Source organism: Deinococcus terrestris (assembly GCF_009377345.1).
GTDB classification, from domain to species: domain Bacteria; phylum Deinococcota; class Deinococci; order Deinococcales; family Deinococcaceae; genus Deinococcus; species Deinococcus terrestris.
The window spans coordinates 116,380-133,847 of record NZ_WBSL01000001.1 but is presented as its reverse complement, the minus strand read 5'-3'; the positions used below and the strand labels follow the sequence as shown (position 1 = coordinate 133,847).

16 protein-coding genes and 1 tRNA gene are annotated in these 17,468 nt (G+C 70.5%); 9 read left to right on the top strand and 8 right to left on the bottom strand.

Going from position 1 to position 17,468, the window contains the following annotated elements; all coding sequences use genetic code 11:
• Nucleotides 1-179: 179 nt before the first annotated feature.
• From F8S09_RS00725 to F8S09_RS00715, 3 genes are all read left to right on the top strand, one after another.
• Entirely contained in the window at nt 180-1,436 is a 1,257-nt protein-coding gene (locus F8S09_RS00725; protein WP_152868102.1) for an S-layer homology domain-containing protein, read from the top strand.
• Between the two features lie 85 nt (nt 1,437-1,521).
• Complete coding sequence (locus F8S09_RS00720; protein WP_152868100.1) at nt 1,522-1,854, top strand: lipopolysaccharide assembly protein LapA domain-containing protein; 333 nt, start codon at nt 1,522-1,524, stop codon at nt 1,852-1,854.
• Nucleotides 1,851-3,965 carry a single-stranded-DNA-specific exonuclease RecJ gene (locus tag F8S09_RS00715; protein ID WP_322618388.1) on the top strand — a complete coding sequence of 705 codons (2,115 nt, stop codon included), beginning with the start codon at nt 1,851-1,853 and terminating at the stop codon, nt 3,963-3,965. Before F8S09_RS00720 ends, F8S09_RS00715 begins: the two co-directional genes overlap by 4 nt.
• A gap of 189 nt (nt 3,966-4,154) precedes the next feature.
• Here the strand turns inward: F8S09_RS00715 and F8S09_RS00710 are convergent, their stop codons facing one another.
• Together F8S09_RS00710 and F8S09_RS00705 are read right to left on the bottom strand one after the other, a co-directional pair.
• On the bottom strand, nt 4,155-5,147 hold the full coding sequence (locus tag F8S09_RS00710) for an SIS domain-containing protein (protein WP_152868098.1): 993 nt from the start codon (nt 5,145-5,147) through the stop codon (nt 4,155-4,157).
• Nucleotides 5,148-5,359: 212 nt separating this feature from the next.
• Nucleotides 5,360-5,436, bottom strand: a tRNA-Arg gene (locus tag F8S09_RS00705).
• Between the two features lie 40 nt (nt 5,437-5,476).
• Between F8S09_RS00705 and F8S09_RS00700 the strand changes: the two genes are divergently transcribed.
• The 3 genes from F8S09_RS00700 (at nt 5,477) to F8S09_RS00690 (ending at nt 9,303) form a co-directional block, all read left to right on the top strand.
• Nucleotides 5,477-7,450, top strand: a complete 1,974-nt coding sequence (locus tag F8S09_RS00700) for a peptidylprolyl isomerase (RefSeq protein ID WP_322618387.1) — start codon at nt 5,477-5,479, stop codon at nt 7,448-7,450.
• 115 nt (nt 7,451-7,565) lie between these two features.
• Nucleotides 7,566-8,567 carry a tryptophan--tRNA ligase gene (trpS, locus tag F8S09_RS00695; protein ID WP_152868096.1) on the top strand — a complete coding sequence of 334 codons (1,002 nt, stop codon included), beginning with the start codon at nt 7,566-7,568 and terminating at the stop codon, nt 8,565-8,567.
• Nucleotides 8,568-8,571: 4 nt separating this feature from the next.
• Nucleotides 8,572-9,303, top strand: coding sequence for a segregation and condensation protein A (locus F8S09_RS00690; protein ID WP_322618386.1), 732 nt, complete (start codon nt 8,572-8,574; stop codon nt 9,301-9,303).
• Nucleotides 9,304-9,307: 4 nt separating this feature from the next.
• Here the strand turns inward: F8S09_RS00690 and argC are convergent, their stop codons facing one another.
• Genes argC through argF form a run of 3 tightly spaced genes read right to left on the bottom strand, consistent with a single transcriptional unit; the run spans nt 9,308 to nt 11,770 of the window.
• Complete coding sequence (gene argC / locus F8S09_RS00685) at nt 9,308-10,270, bottom strand: N-acetyl-gamma-glutamyl-phosphate reductase (RefSeq protein WP_152868094.1); 963 nt, start codon at nt 10,268-10,270, stop codon at nt 9,308-9,310.
• Nucleotides 10,267-10,779, bottom strand: coding sequence for an NUDIX hydrolase (locus F8S09_RS00680; protein WP_152868092.1), 513 nt, complete (start codon nt 10,777-10,779; stop codon nt 10,267-10,269). Before F8S09_RS00680 ends, argC begins: the two co-directional genes overlap by 4 nt.
• A gap of 13 nt (nt 10,780-10,792) precedes the next feature.
• Complete coding sequence (gene argF, locus F8S09_RS00675; protein ID WP_227978421.1) at nt 10,793-11,770, bottom strand: ornithine carbamoyltransferase; 978 nt, start codon at nt 11,768-11,770, stop codon at nt 10,793-10,795.
• An 81-nt stretch (nt 11,771-11,851) separates the two neighbouring features.
• Between argF and F8S09_RS00670 the strand changes: the two genes are divergently transcribed.
• From F8S09_RS00670 to F8S09_RS00660, 3 genes are read left to right on the top strand one after another with little or no spacing between them, the layout of a single operon-like run.
• The gene (locus tag F8S09_RS00670; protein ID WP_152868090.1) at nt 11,852-12,760 is read left to right on the top strand and encodes an EamA family transporter; all 909 of its coding nucleotides are present in this window, start codon (nt 11,852-11,854) and stop codon (nt 12,758-12,760) included.
• A 31-nt stretch (nt 12,761-12,791) separates the two neighbouring features.
• Nucleotides 12,792-13,583, top strand: a complete 792-nt coding sequence (locus F8S09_RS00665) for a histidinol-phosphatase HisJ family protein (RefSeq protein ID WP_152868088.1) — start codon at nt 12,792-12,794, stop codon at nt 13,581-13,583.
• The gene (locus F8S09_RS00660; protein WP_322618385.1) at nt 13,576-15,273 is read left to right on the top strand and encodes a helix-hairpin-helix domain-containing protein; all 1,698 of its coding nucleotides are present in this window, start codon (nt 13,576-13,578) and stop codon (nt 15,271-15,273) included. Before F8S09_RS00665 ends, F8S09_RS00660 begins: the two co-directional genes overlap by 8 nt.
• An 82-nt stretch (nt 15,274-15,355) precedes the next feature.
• Here F8S09_RS00660 and F8S09_RS00655 read toward each other — a convergent pair whose 3' ends face one another.
• The 3 genes from F8S09_RS00655 to F8S09_RS00645 are packed head-to-tail and all read right to left on the bottom strand — an operon-like array spanning nt 15,356 to nt 17,416.
• The gene (locus F8S09_RS00655) at nt 15,356-16,219 is read right to left on the bottom strand and encodes a cytochrome c oxidase assembly protein (RefSeq protein ID WP_227978420.1); all 864 of its coding nucleotides are present in this window, start codon (nt 16,217-16,219) and stop codon (nt 15,356-15,358) included.
• A complete protein-coding gene (locus F8S09_RS00650; protein ID WP_152868084.1) occupies nt 16,216-16,878 on the bottom strand; it encodes an SCO family protein in 663 nt (220 codons plus the stop codon). Before F8S09_RS00650 ends, F8S09_RS00655 begins: the two co-directional genes overlap by 4 nt.
• A 19-nt stretch (nt 16,879-16,897) precedes the next feature.
• The gene (locus F8S09_RS00645) at nt 16,898-17,416 is read right to left on the bottom strand and encodes a copper chaperone PCu(A)C (protein ID WP_152868082.1); all 519 of its coding nucleotides are present in this window, start codon (nt 17,414-17,416) and stop codon (nt 16,898-16,900) included.
• Nucleotides 17,417-17,468: the final 52 nt, after the last annotated feature.

The window sequence follows — 17,468 nt, the reverse complement described above, 5'->3', positions numbered from 1 at the left end:
GACGCCTCTCTCTCACACGGTATTTAGCGAGGGCGCCCCCTTGAGGTTTCTGAGAAGAAACAGTCATGTCATGGATGGCGGGAGGGGTTACAGTTCATGGCGTCCTCACGGCATCCTCCTACGGTGAGGCCGTGCAGCGGGGCGGATCAGCCGCTTTACCCGCGTTTCAAAGGAGAACTATGCGCAAGTCCCTGACCCTCGCTTCGACCCTGGCCCTGGCCCTGGGTGCCGCCAGCGCCCAGACCGATACGACGACGACCCCCACCACGACGACGGCTGCCCCAGCCCAGGTCGTGACCTTCACCGACGTGCCTGCCGGGCACTGGGCCAAGGACGCGGTCGACCTCCTCGTGCAGCGCGGCCTGATTCAGGGTTACCCGGACGGGACCTTCCGCGGCAACCAGAACATCACCCGCTACGAGGCGGCGCTGATCTTCTTCCGCCTGCTGCAGTCCGGCTCGCTGAGTAACAGCACCCTCAGCCAGAGCGACCTCGCCACCATCACCGCCGGGATGCAGGAAGTCGCCACCGAGCTGGCGGCCATCAGCACCCGCGTGACGGACCTCGAGCGCCTGAACGCCGAGCAGCAGGCCCGCATCGCGGCCCTGGAAGAGCGCATCAACGCGCTGGGCACGGCCGGGACCGCAGGCGCCGACACGGCCGCCCTGACTGCCCGCATCGACGCGCTGGAAACGGCGATCCGCAACATCCCCGCCGGTCCTCAGGGTCCCGCGGGTCCGGCAGGCCCCGCTGGCCCCGCCGGAGCGGCGGCCGACACCGCCGCCCTGGAAGCCCGCATCGCGGCCCTGGAAGCCCGCGCGGCCCAGCCCGACACCACCACGGGCGGCACCACGACCATCGTGACGCCCCCCACCACCGTCGTGATCGGCGAGACGCCCACTGACACCACCAACGGCGTCACGCGCGGCAATCTGTACGCGGGTGTCTCGGTGGGTGCCAGCACGGCGGGCGACGCGCCCTGCTACATCCCCAACGCAGACGGCCGCGCGGTGAACTACTGCGCCAGCTTCGGCGGCATGGTGGGCACCACCTCGCTGATCGGTCCCTTCGGCGCCCGCGTCTCGGCCGACTACAAGCCGGGCCGTAACGCCATCTCGGCGGACGTGAACGCGACCATCGGCCTGAACACCGGCACGAACATCCAGCCCTACGCGGGCGTGGGTCTGGGCCTGACCAGCAGCACTGCCCGCCCCACCACGGCCACCCCGAACCCCACCTCCAACGCGACCGACACCTACGTCAACGCGCTTGTGGGCGTGGACTTCCAGGTGACCAACTCCATCGCCGCCTTCGTGGAAGGAAATGGCCGCTACTACCTGAGCAACAACGGCACGGGTGCAGTGCAGGGCAGCGACAACGTGGAAGACCGGGGCTTCGTGCCCGCCGTCCGCGCCGGTCTGAAGTTCTACTTCTAATCCAGCCACCGCTGAACGGGGTCCCCTGCGGGGGACCTTTTTTCATTGCCGTGTGTGGCCGGGCCGCGCGGTAGACTCTGAGGGTATGCGACTCGTGCAGTTGATTCAGGTGCTGCTGCTGCTCGCGCTGGGAGGGTACCTGCTGCTCGTCGCGCTGGAGAATCCGGTACCCGTGCGGCTTCCGTTGCCGCTGGGCCAGGGCGAGGCACTGCTGCCGCTGGGAAGTGCGGTGGTGCTGTTCGCCGCGTTGGGAGCCGCCTATATGGCCCTCCTGCTGCTGCCCCCGCTGTGGAGCTCGGCGTGGCGGGGGCGCCGGGGCCGCCGCGAGAGGGCACTGCTGGAGCGCCGCCTGACGGCCGCCCTGCAAGCCCGGCTGGGAACCGTGCCCCCGGTTACCCCGGCCCCGGAGGATACGTGAGCCGCCCAGCCCCCACTCCCCCGGAAGCCCGCTGGCTGCTGGCCCCGCCCGCGAGCCGCGAGGCCCTGCTGGGCACCATGCGGACCTGGGGAGTCTCCGCGCCTCTGGCCCAGGTGCTGCATGGGCGCGGCCTGACCCCCGACCGGCTGGACCCGGCGTTGCGGCCGACCCCCAACCCGGCGCTGCGGGAAGCGGCCCGGCGGGTGGTGGGAGCGGTGCGGGTCAGGAAGCGCCTCCGCATCCACGGGGATTACGACGCTGACGGGGTGACGGCCACCGCCATCCTGGTGCGGGGGCTGCGGGCGCTGGGAGCCGAGGTCCACGGCTTTATTCCCCACCGCCTCAACGAGGGCTACGGCATCCACCCAGACCGGGTGGAGGAACACGCCGCCGCCTGCGACCTGCTGGTCACGGTGGACTGCGGGGTCACCAATCTGGAGGAGGTGCGGGCGCTGCTGGCGCTCGGCGTGGAGGTCATCGTGACCGACCACCACGCGCCGGGTCCCGGCTACCCCGCGACCTTGGTCGTTCACCCCCATGAGACGACGAACTATGACCCGGAGGTCCACAACCTGACCGGGGCGGGCGTGGCCTATCACCTGCTGTGGGCGGTGCACGAGGAACTGGGCTTGCCCGCCCCGACCCCCCTCGCGGCGCTGGCCGCCCTGGGAACGGTGGCGGACGTGGCGCCCCTGGTCGGGGAGAACCGGGCACTGGTCCGGCGCGGGCTGGAGGAACTGGCGCATTCGGCCATTCCAGGGCTGCGGGCCATGCTTCAGGCCAAGAAGGTCGAGCGCCCCACTGCCCGCGACGTGGCCTTTTTGCTCGCGCCGCTGCTGAACGCGGCGGGGCGGCTGGGCGAAGCGGACCTCGCGCTGGAGCTGCTGACCACCGAGAGCGAGCACCAGGCGCAGACGCTGGCGACCTACCTGGAGTCACGCAACGGCGAGCGCCGGGTCTTGCAAGACCGCATGTACGCCGAGGCCCTCGCGCTCGCTGACCCCGCCGATCCCGCGCTGGTGCTCACGCACCCCGACTGGCACGCGGGCGTGATGGGCATCGTGGCGAGCAAACTGGTGGAAGCCTTTTACCGCCCGGTGTATATCGTCGCGCAGGGCAAGGGCTCGGTGCGCTCCACGCCAGGGATCAGCGCGGTGGAGGGGCTCTCCCAGAACAAGAACCTGCTGAGGCGCTTCGGCGGTCACCCCGGCGCGGCGGGCTTTTCTCTGGACGAGGCGAACTTCGCGGCGCTGCGGGACCGGATTCACGGTTACGTGCGCCAGTTTCCCCGCCCGGTTCCGGCCTGGCGGCTGGACGCGCCCTTGCCGCCACTGGCCGCGACGCCGGACCTCGCGCAGCAGGCGGCGGCCCTCGAACCCTTCGGGACCGGACACACACCGCCGCTGTGGCATGTGCGCTCGCCGCTCTCGGGCACGCGGCTGGTGGGCGGGCGCGGCACCAGCCTGCAATTCCAGGCGGGGGGCCTGCGGGGCATCAAGCACGGGGAGACGCGGGCGGCGGACGGCGACCACGACCTCGCCACGCACCTGTCGCAAGACGAGTGGCGCGGGCGGACACGGCTGGAGTGGCAGGGGCAGGCGCTGCGGCCCCCCGGCCTTTTGGGCCTTGACGGTGAATCCGCTCCCACCCCGGTCCCCCGCCTCGACCCCCGCGAGGCAATGAACCACCTGCGAACTGGGGCGAGTGCCTATGCCGACGGCCCGGTCGCGGCGTACCTGGCGGGTCAGGTGCCGGGGCTGAGTCTGGTGGAGGCCGGGCAGCCGCACCCCGGCGGTGAACTGATCCTCTATGCCCTCCCCGACGAGGCCAGCCTGCGGGCCTGGGTAAAGGGGGGCCAGGTCGCCTTTGCCCTCGGTCCTAAAACGCTGGGCGAACTGGAAGGCAGCCTCAGCGCCCGGCACCTCCAACCCGTTACGGACGAGACGCGAATGGCCGAAGCCGCCGACGCCTACCGCCGCTGGCAGTGGGCGCACCTCTACCGGGTGCTGGATGACGGGGGATGGAGTGCCGCCGTGCACCACCTGCTGGGCCTGGCCGGGCGGTCAACGACGGCCGCCGCCGCCCCGGCAGAACTCGCCGCCGCCGACTAGAGCATTTGCCGTAAGAATGGGGTGGTGTCCCGCACTCGTTGGCTGGGCAGAGCGAGCGTATTCAGGGAAAGCATTGGGCGTTTGGGGAGGCACCTGGGGCGCTGTTCCCCGGGGGCCGCAATCCTGCCCAATGCTCTAAACAGGGGAACGGGGCCTTCTCCAGCACCCCGCCCCTGTCTCTTACGGCCTTTACTCCCCGTCCAGGTCGTCCTCGTCATCGAATCCCTCCGCGAAGTCCTCGTCGTCCTCCACGCGGGTGCGGCGCACGTCCTCCGGGCGGCCCAGGCCGAGGGCGGCGGGGTCTTCCTCCCCGGCCAGGACCGACTGGGCGCGGGCCAGGACGGGGGGGTCGGCGGGCTGGACGCCGTAGCGCTCGGCGAGGTAGGCCGCGACCCAGGCCCCGAAGTACCACAGGGCGAGGCTGCCCGCGTACCCGCTGGGAGGGGCGCCGCCCTCGCCGTAGGGGAAGGGCACGTGCAGCACCTCGTCGATGCGCGATTCCAGCACCTCGCGCACGACATGCAGGGTGGGGTCGGGGTCGCCCAGAATCAGGGCCACCTTGGCGTCGCCCTTCTCGTGCTGGGCCTCGAAGGCCCCGGTCGCCACCGCCAGCGGGTCGCCCAGCACGGGTACGGCGAGCGTCTTGCCTGCCCGTGCGAGCAGCGACTGCCAGGCGTGCGGCAGCGCCTCGGCGTCGGGGGCGGCGAGCAGCAGCGGCGTGCGGCCCCACAGCGACCACGCGAGGTCGCGGGCGGGGTTGCCCTCCGTGACCTCCGGGGCGCACTGGTCGCGCAGCGTGGCGAGCAGTGTCTCCGCCTCGGCGGCCTCCTGCGCGTGGCCGGAAGCGTGGGCGAGGTACTGGGCCGCGTGGTAGGTCGCGGGCAGGCCGCCCGGCACCAGCACGTCCACGTCGTCGGGCACGCCCCCGGTGCTGATCCGGCGCACCCCGGCCCCCGCCACCTCCGCGAGGTCGGCGTAGTCGCGGGCGGCATCGGCGGTGTCGGCGCTGGAGACGACAAACTGCGTTCCCGTGCGGGTCAGGGTGCCGGGAATCAGGGTGGCCGCGAGGTGCGCGGCGAGTGCTCCCTCCCCCACCCCGATCAGGCCGTGCGGGCCGGGTTCGGGTTGGGTGGGTCCGGCGTAAGAGCCGGGCAGGCGGGTCAGCAGGGAAAGCAGGTCCATGCCCCCAGGGTACACCGGGCATGAGAGGCGGCGGGAAAACGTCGCCCACAGCGGCGTTTTCGGCTTCATGCGACCTCAATCAAACATGCTAGACTCGCCCGCGTGTGTTTCCGGACCTCCGCCTTCTCCCGCCGGATTAACCGGACCGGGCTACAACAAAAACACCACCCCACAGGGTGGCGTCTGGATGCCCGCAGGGTGCTGGGCAGTTGTGGTGCACTCGACAGGACTCGAACCTGTGGCCTTTGGCTCCGGAGGCCAACGCTCTATCCACCTGAGCTACGAGTGCATAGCCCAGGTAACCTAGCACCTTCGTACAAGGAGATCAAGTGAAGAACAAAAAAGCCCTCAACGTCCTGCTGGGCGTCCTCGCGCTGCTGCTGGTGGTCGGGATGGCCTACCAGTTCACGCCCAACGTGGGCTCGCTGTTCGGCGGCGGGGACAAGGGAACCCCGGCCATGACCGTCAACGGCGAGACGGTGACCGTCCAGGACCTCGAAGCGCTGCGCCAGAGCAACCCGGTGCTGTCGAGCGCCCAGGGCGGCACGCTGGCCGACGACTTCAAGACCTACGTGGTCGCCCAACAGGCCCGGCAGGTGGCGCTGCGGCAGGCGGCCCAGGACATTGACGTGAGCCGCGCGGACGTGAACGCGGAGGTTGACAAGATCCGCGAGTCCAACGGCCTGACCGACAATAAGGCCTGGACCGACGCCCTGCAGGGGCTGGGCCTGACCGACGCCACCTTCCGGGAGCAGGTCCGCGACCAGCTCGCCGTGAACCGCAAGGTCGAGGAGATCAAGGCGGCGGCCCCCGCCCCCTCGGACGCCGAAGTGCGGCTGCACTACGACCTGAACCCGGAGAGCTACCAGACCGACGCCCGCATCGTGGGCCGTCAGATCGTGGTGTCCGACAAGGCCAAGGCCGAAGACCTGCTGCGTCAGATTCGCGGCGGGGCCGATTTCGCCGGGCTGGCGAGCGCCAACAGCACGGAATTCAAGGACCGGGGCGGCGCTCTGGGGCCGGTCGAGAACGGCAAGCCCCGCCCGGTCGCGCAGGTCGCGCTGCCCAGCGAGGTGGGCGCGGCGGCCTTCGCCCTCACGGAGGGCGGCGTGACCGACGTGGTGGAAAGCGGCGGCAAGTTCTATATCGTGCAGGTCGAGGACTACCTCGCGCCCGCCGTCAAGCCTTTCGAGCAGGCCAAGGCCGACGCCCAGAAGACGGTCGCCGAGCAGAAGAAGAACCGCGCCGTCGAGGAATGGTTCAGCGGCATCGAGAAGAACATCAAGGTGGAAGTCACCGACCCCAACTGGAAGACCGAGAACCCCACGGTCGCGGCTGTGGCCGGGCAGGAGATTCCCTACTCGGCGGTGGTCGAACAGGTCGTGCAAAACGAGCAGTTCACCTCGCTGCTGGGGCAGGTCCCCGCCGAACAGGCCGGGCAACTCGTCAATAGCCTGCTCAAGCCGCAGATCACCGACCAGCTGATTCAGGCCTACGCCGCCCCGCAGGTCGCGCAGAACCTCAAGCTCGCGTTGACCGGCACCCGTCAGGAGCAGGCCGCCGGACTGGTCGCCTACGGCGGGCGCGACGTGGAAGTGACCGACGCCGAGGTCCGGGCGTACTACACCCAGAACCGCTCGCAGTTCGAGACCCCCGCCAGCGCCACCGTCGCGGAAGTCAGCTTCCCCGATCAGGCGAAGGCCACCGCCTTCCGCCAGAGCTTCGCGGGTGGCGATCCCGTTCAGGCGGCGGCCCGCGCGGGCGGCGCCGTCTCCGAGCGCGGCGAGGTCAGCGCCGGAAGCGGCACCCTGGGCGAGGAAGTCGAGGCTGCCGTCTTCGGGGCCGAGAACCTCAAGGCCGCTGGACAGGGCCGCGTCAGCGACGTGGTCAAGGTGGGCGAGCGCTACGTGGTCGCCCACGTGACGGGCCTGACGCCCGCCGTCGTGCTGCCGCTGGCCGAGGTCCGCGACCAGATCCGCGAGCAGGTGCTGGCGACCAAGCGCTCGGAGGCCGGGCAGAAGTTCCTGACCGACGAGGTTGCCAAGCTTAAGCCCGAGAACAACCTTCAGGCCGTGCTGGACGCGCAGGAGAAGCGCGTGGCGGCCGCCGCTCCGCCCCCCGCCCCCGCCGGGCAGACCGGGGGCAGCGAGGAGGACGCGGCCCAGGGCGAAGGCGCCGCTGCCGAAGATGCGGCTGCTCCCGCCGACGACGCTGCGGGCACCGACGCGCAGACAGAAGCTCCGGCTGAGGGCGAGACGCAGACCGACACCCCCGCCGAAACCGGGGCACCGGCCACCGAGTAATCCCTCGCACCCACAGCAACCGGGGCGGCTCTCCGTAGGGGGGCCGCCCCTTTCCCATACTCCGCCAGACAGCGCAGGCGGCGCCCGGCTCCCGCCCGCTAGAATCCCTCCCGATATGCCGCGCGTGTTTTCAGGAATCCAGCCGACCGGGGACCCCCACATCGGCAACTACTTCGGGGCCATGAAGAACTATGTGCGGCTGGGCGAGGAGTACGGCAAGGACTCCATCTACTGCGTGGTGGACCTGCACGCCATCACCAACCCCGCCGCCTACGACCCTGCCCGACTCGCCGAGCGCACCTTCGAGATGGCGGTTGCCAACTTCGCGGCCGGGCTCGACCCCGCCAAGGTCACCTTTTTCGTGCAGTCGCAGGTGCCCGAGCATCACGAGCTGAGCTGGGTGTTCACGGCGCTAACCCCGGTGGGCGAGCTGGAGCGCATGACCCAGTACAAGGACAAGTCGGAGCAACTGGAGAGTGTTCCGGCGGGCCTGCTGATGTACCCGGTGCTGATGGCCGCCGACATCCTGCTGTACAAGGCCGACACCGTGCCCGTCGGCGAGGACCAGACCCAGCACATCGAGCTGACCCGCGAGATCGCCCGCAAGTTCAACCACGCCTACGGCGACACCTTTCCCGAGCCGAAGGCCGTGTACGCCAAGGACGCCCTGCGGATTCCCGGCGTGGACGGCCACGGCAAGATGGGCAAGAGCAAGGGCGAGACGAGTACGCTGGGCATTCTGGAACCGCTCGACTCCATCTGGCAGAAGGTGCGGGTGGCCCCCACCGACCCCGCCCGCGTGCGGCGCACCGATCCCGGCGACCCCGACAAGTGCCTGATCGGGGATTACCACAAGCTCTTTTCCGACCGGCCCACCATCGAGACGGTCTACGCGGGCTGCCGCACCGCCGGAATCGGCTGCGTGGACTGCAAGAAGATGCTGATGGAGGGAGTGCGCCGCGAACTGGAGCCGCTGCAAGCACGGGCCGCCGACCTCCGTGCCGACCCCGACCTCGTGCGCGACGCGCTGGAGCAGGGGGCGAAGGAAGCCCGCGCCATCGCCCGCCCGGTCATGGAGGAAGTGCGCGAGAAGGTCGGCTTCCTGAAGGCCCGCTAGAGCCGTGACGATCCTGGCCCCGCCCACGCCGACGGGCTTCGTCGTGCGGCTCCCGGCTTTCGAGGGCAGCCTCGCGGAGCTGGCCTCGGCCCTGCGGACGGCCCGGGTCGAACCAGGTGAGGTGGGCCTGCTGCACCTCACCCGCGAGGTCCTGGGGTGGGCACGGGCGCAGGGGGTGGAGGGACACCCGGAGGCTCTCCCCGCGCTGGCGGGTGTGATCGCGCTCAAGGCGCGGCTGCTGCTTCCCTCCCCCGAGCCGGACCCCGCGCCCGACGGGGACTGGGACACGGACCCACTGGACGGCCTCGTGGAAGGGGTAGAGGCGCTGGCCGAACTCGACGCGCTGGTGGGCTTTCTGGCCGCCCGCCGCCGCGAGCGCGAGGGGCTGATTCCGGCCCGCCCGGTCCCGCTCAACCTCCCCCGGCGCGAGCGTCCCGCGCAGCCTGCTCGCAGCCTCGCCCGGCTGGTCAAGGCCGCGCAGAACGCCGTGCGGCAGGTCGAGGTACCGCTGCTGTCGCGCGAGCGCCTGACCCTGGCCGACGCGCTGGGGGCGCTGCGGGCCTTCGGGCGGCGGCTGCGGACCTTCACGTTCGGCGGCGTCCCGACCCAGGACTGGGGTGAGCGCACGACCTACTTCGCCGCGCTGCTGGAGGGCGTGAAGGAGGGGGCCTTCAGCGTAGAGCAGGAGGGGAGCTATGGCGAGATTCAGGTGGTGTCGCACCTCGCGGAAGACTGACCCGTCAGACCCCCTCTGGCACCCCGTAGCTGTGCCCTGCCCCCTCCAACCCCAGCATCACGTCGAGGTTCTGCACCGCCGCGCCGCTCGCGCCCTTGCCGAGGTTGTCCAGCCGCGAAACGAGCAGGGCGTGTTCCCCGCCGGGGCTGGCATACACGAAGAGTTCCAGCTCGTTGGTACCGTTCAGGATTTGCGGGTCGAGGATGGGGTCAGCGGGCTGGCCGCCCTCGAAGGGCCTCACCCGGACAAAGCGCTCCCCAGCGTAGTGGTCGGCCAGGGCCTCGTGCAGCCGCGCCGCCGTGACACCCAGCGGTCCCAGATGCAGCGGAATCTGCACCAGCATCCCCTGCCGCCACCCGCCGACGTGCGGGGTAAAGAGGGGCGGCTGGGTCAGCCCACCGTGCCGCGCCATCTCGGGCTGATGCTTGTGGGTGAGCGAGAGCGCGTAGCTTTTGAACGGCCCGGCCATCGGATGCTCTCCCCGGCCTTCGTGCGCGTCCACCAGCGCCCGGCCCCCGCCCGAATACCCGGAGAAGCCCTGCACGCTGAGGGGAAAGTCGGGCGGCAGCAGGCCCGCGTTCGTCAGCGGACGCAGCAGCGCAATCGCCCCCGTCGCGTAGCAGCCGGGATTGCTGACGAGGCGGGCGGCACGAATCTCGTCGCGGCTCTGTCTGGTCAGTTCGGGGAAGCCGTAGGCCCATCCCTCCGCCGTGCGGTGGGCGCTGCTGGCGTCGAGTACCCGCGTGGCCGGATTCTCTATCATCGCCACGGCCTCCCGCGCCACGTCGTCGTGCAGGCATAGGATGGCGACCTCGGCGCTGTTCAGCAGTTCGCGCCGGGCCTCCGGATCCTTGCGGCGGGCGAGGTCGATGCTCAGGAGGTCGAGGTCCGTGCGGCCTTCCAGCCGGGCTCGGATTTGCAGGCCGGTGGTTCCAGCCTCGCCGTCGATAAAGATGCGGGGGGTCATGTCAGTCGGTCTCCGTAGCACAGGCACACCAGCGGCGCGAGGTCGCTCTTGGCCGGGTCACCTGCGGCGATGCGGGCGAGCAGGGCGTTAGGCGTCAGCCACTCGGCCCCGCTGAAGTCGTGGGGGTTGTAGGCCGGGGCCGCATCCGTGCGGAGTTCATAGACCCGCATGAAGATGTTCAGGCCCGCGTCGCGAGGAGTAAAGGCCCCGATCTCCCGCCAGGGCAGCGTGTCCACGTCGAGATTCAGCTCCTCCTGGGTTTCACGGCGAAAGGCGGCCTCGTAACTTTCGCCGCGCTCCACGTGCCCGCCCACGCTCATGTCGAGGCATCCCGGAAACATCCGCTTGGTGGGGGTGCGGCGCGGAATCCACAGCTCGCCGCGCGAGTTGACGAGAAAGGCGTTGACGCCCCGCACGGGGAGGCTCCGCGCCCACGCCTCGTCGCGGGTCACGCTGCCGATCACCTCGTCGCGTTCATTCACGAGGTCGAGCCATTCCACGTCGTTCATGCGCCCGATTCTCTCACCAGCGGGGCTTCATCTCCCCCATGACGTGGTAGAGCAGCGCCTTTTGCGCGTGCAGGCGGTTTTCGGCCTGGTCGAAAACGCGGCTCTTGGGGTGCTCTGTCGCCTCGGGCACCGTTTCCTCGCCGTAGTGGGCGGGCAGGCAGTGCAGGAAGATGCCGTGCGGGGCGATGGTCTCCAGCATCGCGGGCGTGACCTGATAGCCCCGGAAGGCGCGGCGGCGGATGTCGGCCTCCGCCTCCTGACCCATGCTGATCCACACGTCGGTGTACAGCACATCGGCGCCCTCGATGGCGGCAAGGTCGTTCGTCAGGGTGACGCTCACGCCCGCCTTCACCGCGTCCATCAGCACGCCCGCATTCGGCTCGTAGCCCACCGGGGTCACGATGGTGACGTCCGTGCCCGTCAGGATGCCGAGGTGAATGTGGCTGTTGGCGAGGTTGTTGCCGTCGCCGATATACACGACCCGGCGGCCGCGCAAGTCGGTGCCGAACTCCCCCTCAATGGTCTGGTAGTCGGCCAGCAGTTGCGCGGGGTGCAGCATGTCGCTGAGGCCATTGATGACCGGAATGGCGGCGTGGTCGGCCAGTTCGTGCAGCGTCTGCTGGAGGTACACCCGGCCCATCACCCCGTCCACCCAGCGTTCGAGGTTGCGGGCCACGTCGCTCACGCGCTCGCGGGTCCCGAGGCCGATCTCCTGATTGCTGAGCGTGATCGCGTGCCCGCCAAGCTGATACATCCCCACATCGAAGGTGGTGCGGGTCCGCAGGGACGCCTTCTCGAAGATCAGCGCGAGGCTCAGGCCCGCGAGCGGCTTCACGTCCCGCCACTCGCCCCGGCGCATGGAGTGGGCGGTGTCCAGCACGGCCCGCAGCTCCCCCGGCGTCATGTCGAGGTTGCTCAGAAAGTCGCGCCCGGCCATCACCGGGGCGGGCAACGTGTCGGGGGTCAGGCGGGTGGGGGCGTCCGGCGTCATGGCGAGTAAGTATACGCGCCCCTGCAAGAAGATGCAGACTCGGGGCCTCTCCGTCTCCTTACGCCGTACACTCCGGAGCCGATGCCCCCTGCCCCCTCTCCCCTGCCCCTCCGCAGCCTGCTGCTGGCCCTGCTGATCACCTTCATTTGGGGCGTGAACTTCGTGGTGATCAAGTGGTCGGTCTCGGACGCCTCGCCGCTGCTCGTCGCCGCGCTGCGCTTCGCGGTGGCCGCGTTTCCGGCGGTGCTGTTCGTGCGGCGCCCGCAGGTTCCGGGGCGGATTCTGTGGGGCTACGGCCTCGCGGTGGGGGTGGTGCAGTTCGGGCTGCTGTACCTCGCGGTGCAGCTCGGCATGAGTGCGGGGGTGGCGTCGCTGCTGATGCAGACGCAGGCCTTTTTCACGGCGCTGCTCGCCGCCCGCTTTCTGGGCGAACACATCACGCCGCCGCAGATGCTGGGCATGGCGCTGGCCTTCGGGGGAATGGCCGTGATCGGGACGGCCTCAGGGGGGGACGTGACCCTGGTCGGGCTGGGCCTCACGCTGGTGGCGGCGCTGGGATGGGCGATCAGCAACCTGCTCGTGCGGGCGTCGGGCGGGGCCAACGTCTTTGCGCTGGTGGTCTGGAGCAGCCTCATCGCGCCGCTGCCGCTCGCGGGGCTGGCCGTGCTGACCGAGGGCTGGAGCGCAGTGGTGGGCACGCTGACGGGGTCGGGGACCGCGTTCTGGGCCGCCGTCCTGTTCATGGGGCTGGGCAACACCGTGCTGGGCTTCGGGGTCTGGAGCTGGCTCATCCAGCGGCATGGGGCGGCCCGGATCGCGCCGCTCTCGCTGCTGGTGCCGGTGTTCGGGATGCTGGCGAGCGCCGTCTTCTACCGGGAAGCGTTTCCCGCGCTCAAGCTGCTGGGAGCCGGGCTGGTGCTGGCGGGGCTGGTACTGCATGTGCTGGGGGGCCGGGTGGGGGCGCGGCTGGCGGTGCGCCCGGTGCGGTAGGACCGTCTGCCGACCGCGTACCCTGTCCTCCATGAGTCTTCCCTCTGGCCTCTACGACTCGCACATGCACACGCCGCTGTGCGGGCACGCGACCGGGCATCCCCGCGAGTACGCGCAGGCGGCGCTGGACGCGGGCCTCGCCGGGCTGTGCTTCACCGATCACATGCCCATGCCCGCGTGGTACGACGCGCCGTGGCGGATGCGGCTGGATCAACTCTCGGAGTACGTGGACACCGTGCGGGAGGTGCAGGCCGAGTTTGCCGGGCGATTGGACGTGCGGCTGGGCCTGGAGGCCGACTTCCACCCCGGCACCGAGCGCTTCGTGGAGCGGGTGCTCGCCGCGCACGACTGGGACTACGTGATCGGGAGCGTGCATTACCTGGGCGCGTGGGGCTTCGACAATCCCGAGTTCCTGGCCGAGTATGACGACCGCGACCTGGGGCAGCTTTACCGACACTATGCCGCGCTGGTGGAGGGAGCGGCGCGGACGGGCCTGTTCGACGCCATCGGGCACCTCGACCTGCCCAAGAAGTTCGGACACCGCGCCCCCGACGACTCGGCACTGCTGCGCGTGCTGGACGTGGTGGCGGGGCTGGGGCTGGCGCTGGATTTCAATACGGCGGGGTGGCGCAAGCCGGTCGCGGAGGCGTATCCCTCGCCCGAATTGACGCGGGAGGCCACCGCGCGGGGCATCCCCTTTGTACTGGGGTCGGACGCCCACGCGCCGGGTGAGGTGGGGTTCCGCTTCGGGGATGCGTTGGCGCAGATTACGGAAGCAGGAGGGCGCGTCGTCACCTTCCAGGGGAGGCAGGCCCGTGGCTGAAGTCACCCGCAAGGCGCTGGTGTCGGCCCTCAAATCCACCGCTGACCTTCTCGACGTGCTGGGCGAGGAGCCCTTCCGGGCACAGGCGTACCGGGGAGCGGCCCGCAGCCTGGAGGCGCTGGACACCGACGTGCCCACGCTGCTCGCGTCGGGCTTCGAGGGCGTCCCAAAGGTGGGCAAGGGCATCGCCGCCGACCTGATCGCCTACGCCGGGGGCGGGAGCTTCGGGCCGCTGGAGGACGCCGCGAGCCAGGTGCCTGCCGGGGTGCTGGGCTTATTTCGGGTGCGGGGGCTGGGGCCGAAAAAGATCCGGTCGCTGTGGGACGCCGGAATCGACTCGCTGGAAGGGCTGCGCGAGGCCGCCCGCGACGGCCGGGTCGCGGCGCTGAAAGGCTTCGGGGCCAAGAGTGCCGGAACCATTCTGGAGGCGGTGGAGTTCGCGCTGGGCGCCCAGGACCGCCAGCACCTCTCCACTGGGCAGGCCGTGGTGGAGGGGTTGATTGCCCGGCTCGGCGGCCTCGACCCCCGCCCCGCTGGGGACGTGCGCCGGGGATTGGAGACGGTGCGGACAGCGCGGGTGACGGTGACGGGCACGGCCGACGATGTGCGGGCGCGGCTGGAGCAAGTCGTCGAGGGCCTCGCCCCGCTGGAGGGCAAGCCGCTCCTGGCGGGCCGGGTGGACGGTGTTCCGGTGGAAGTCGGCTACGCGCCTGCCGAGGTGCGCGGCGCCCTCGACCTGATGCTGGGCGGAAGCACCGCCTACCGCGAATCCTTGCGGGCCGAGGCCAAGGCGAAGGGCTTCGACCTCAGCGGGCGGGGGCTGCGGCGGGGCGACACCCTCCTCCCCACCCCGACAGAAGAAGACGTGACCCGCGAACTGGGCCTGCCCCTGCGCCCCGCCGAGTACCGCGAGCCGGAACACGACGCGGTATGGGAGACGCTGCCGCCGCCGGGGGAACTCGTCGCGGTGGCGGACATTCAGGGCATGCTGCACACCCACTCGGTGTGGTCGGACGGGGCAGCGACCCTGCCGGAGATGGTGGCGGCGGCGCAGGCGCTGGGGCACGCCTACCTGGGCACCGGGGACCACTCGCGGGCGGCGAGCTACGCGAATGGCCTGAGCCTGGAGCGGTTGCGGGCCTACGTGCAGGAGATTCGTGCCCTCCAGGGCGCGGGGCTGCCCATCCTGGCGGGGGCAGAGGTGGACATCCTGGCCGACGGCTCGCTGGACTACCCGGACGAGGACCTGCTGACCCTGGACTACGTGGTGGCGAGCGTCCACAGTCACTTCACCCTGGACCCGGCCCGGCAGACCGAGCGGCTGGTGCAGGCGGCCTCGCACCCCTTAGTGACGATCCTGGGGCACCCCACCGGGAAGTTGCTGCTGCGCCGCCCCGGTTACGCCTTGGACCTGGACGCGGTGCTGGAGGCGTGCGCGGCGAACGGGACAGTTGTGGAGATCAATGCGAACCCTTACCGCCTGGATCTGGACTGGCGGGACGTGCTGCGGTGGCGCGAGCGGTTGACCTTCGCGGTGAACACCGATGCCCATGTCCCCGGCGGCCTGGGCGACACCCGTTACGGGGTGGCGATGGCGAGGAAAGCGGGGCTGACTTCGGCGCAGGTGGTGAACACGCTCTCGCAGGCCGAGTTTCTGGCGTTCGTGGCGGGGCAGCGGGCGGGGCGGTAGGGCAGCCAGCTTCCAGCGGCCAGCCACAGCAGCGAAGCCCCAGCACAGGCCAGGGCTTCTGTCGTTGCTGGCGGCTGGCCGCTCAGTCCCCCACCGCGGGCGGCGTCCCCCCCTGCTCCCCGTCGGCGAGCTTGATCAGCCACATCATCAGTTGCACCAGCGCCAGAGCCATCGCGGGCAGTCCGGCCAGCATCATAATCCAGCCGCTGATCTGCTGGTTTTGCAGCGGGCTGAGGTCCCACAGGCACAGCGCCCCCACGTAGGGCGTGTACAGGACCTGCCGCGAGTACAGCCACACGCTGGCGACCGCCATCATGGGCAGGGCGGCGAGCAGGCCGAACCACCCGCGCGAGCCGATATGCGCGGGTTGCACAGTGGGCAGGGGACGCAGCACCACGCTCCAGACCAGCAGGCTGCTCAGCAGGTAGAGGGCGGGCAGCAGCGCGGCGGCCGTATTCGTGACCACCGAGGCGTTGAAGCCTGCCGGGACATTCCAGAAGATGATGACCGCACTCCACACTGCCAGCGCCACCCAGGGGTCCAGCAGCACGCTCAGGAATCGCCCGAAGGGACGGCGCGGGTCAATCTGAATCCCGCGCGGCAGCCCCAGCACCAGCAGCGGGGGCACCACCTCAGCCAGCACCATCAGCCGGGCCATGTACAGGGCCATGCTGTTCAGGGTCCAGTTCGTCGCCGCCGACTGGGTCGAGAGAATCAGCAGCACCATGCCGAGACCGAAGAGCACCGTCTTCCACACCGGCCAGTTCGAGCGGCCCTCCGGGGTGCGGCGGGCGCGGACGTACTGCCAGAAGTACAGCGCCGTCACTGCCAGCACGGGCAGCCACACCAGGGGGTCGAAACGCAGCGCCAGCAGCTCGGCCAGGCCGGGGTTGAGGTCGGCGGGGGCCAGGGTCATGGAAAGGGGGGCCATCAGGGGCAGGGTCATGGCAGCGGGTTCTCCAGAACGTGGGTGAGGTCGCGCGTGACCCGCTCCACATCGGTGAGCTGGGTATAGTCCCACAGCACGCGGAGCTGTCCGCCCGCGTCGATCAGGTAGGTGGCGGTGGTGTGGTTGATCTGGTAGTCGTCCGGTCCCTTCACATCGGCCTTTTGGTAGCCCACCCCGTAGGCGCGGGCGACCTCCGGCAGGGCAGGCGCGGGCACGCGCACCCCGGTCGCCTTCCCGAAGTATTCCACGTAGGCCTTCAGGCGCTCGGGCGTATCGCGCTGGGGGTCCACGCTGACGAGCACCACGTCCACCCGGTCACGGTCCGCCTCGGGCAGCGCCTGCCGCGCCCGCTCCAGGTACGCCAGCGTCAGCGGGCAGATGTTGGGGCAGTGGGTGAAGCCAAAGAAAAGAGCAGTCGCCCGGCCCGACTCCCCTGGCGTGAAGGTCCAGGGCTGCCCGTTCTGGTCGGTGCCCCGGAAGGTGGCGGCCGCCACCGGAGGCGTGTAGGCCGTGCCGTAGTAGGGGAAGGGACTCTGCACACGGGCGTACACCCACGCGCCCCCCAGCACCAGCGCCACCGCCAGGGCCGCCAGCAGCGCCGAGAGGTACCAGGGACGCGGGCGGGGGGCAATGGGCAGTGGGGTGGGGTCAGTCATGGGCAGAGTCCTCGGGGGGTCAGGGCAGGCGAACAGTGGCGGAGACGCTCAGAGTACGGCCATCCCGCGCCACAAGCACCAGCGGAACGCGCTCGCCGAGCCTCAGCGGGCGCTTCAGGTCCATCAGCATCAGGTGGTCGCCGCCCGGTTTCAGAACGAGCTGGCCTCCCGCCGGAACGGTCAGGCTCTTCACCCCGCTCATGCCGACCCGCCCCTGCGCGTCGCGCCGGGTGGTCATCAGCATGACGTGTCCGGCGGCGCTGCTGCGGGCAGCGGTCAGCACCACCGGCGTCTTGCCGGGGTTCCGCAGGGTCATGCCCGCGCTCGTCTCGGTCGCGCCGGGCGGCACCGCGATCACGCTGGCCCCCTGCACGCCGAGGGGCAGCCGCTGGGTGGAGCTGGAGGCCGGGGCGGCCGCCGTATGACCAGAGTGGGCCGGGGAGGAAGGAGCCTGTCCCGCCTGGCTGCGAATCGCGGCGGCGGGAATCACGACGGCGGCGAGCGCCAGCGAAAGGAGCAGGGGGGTCGGTCTGGACATGGGGGGTGGGGGCCTCCGGAAAAGGGCGCGGGAGGAAGCGGGGGGCCAGCAA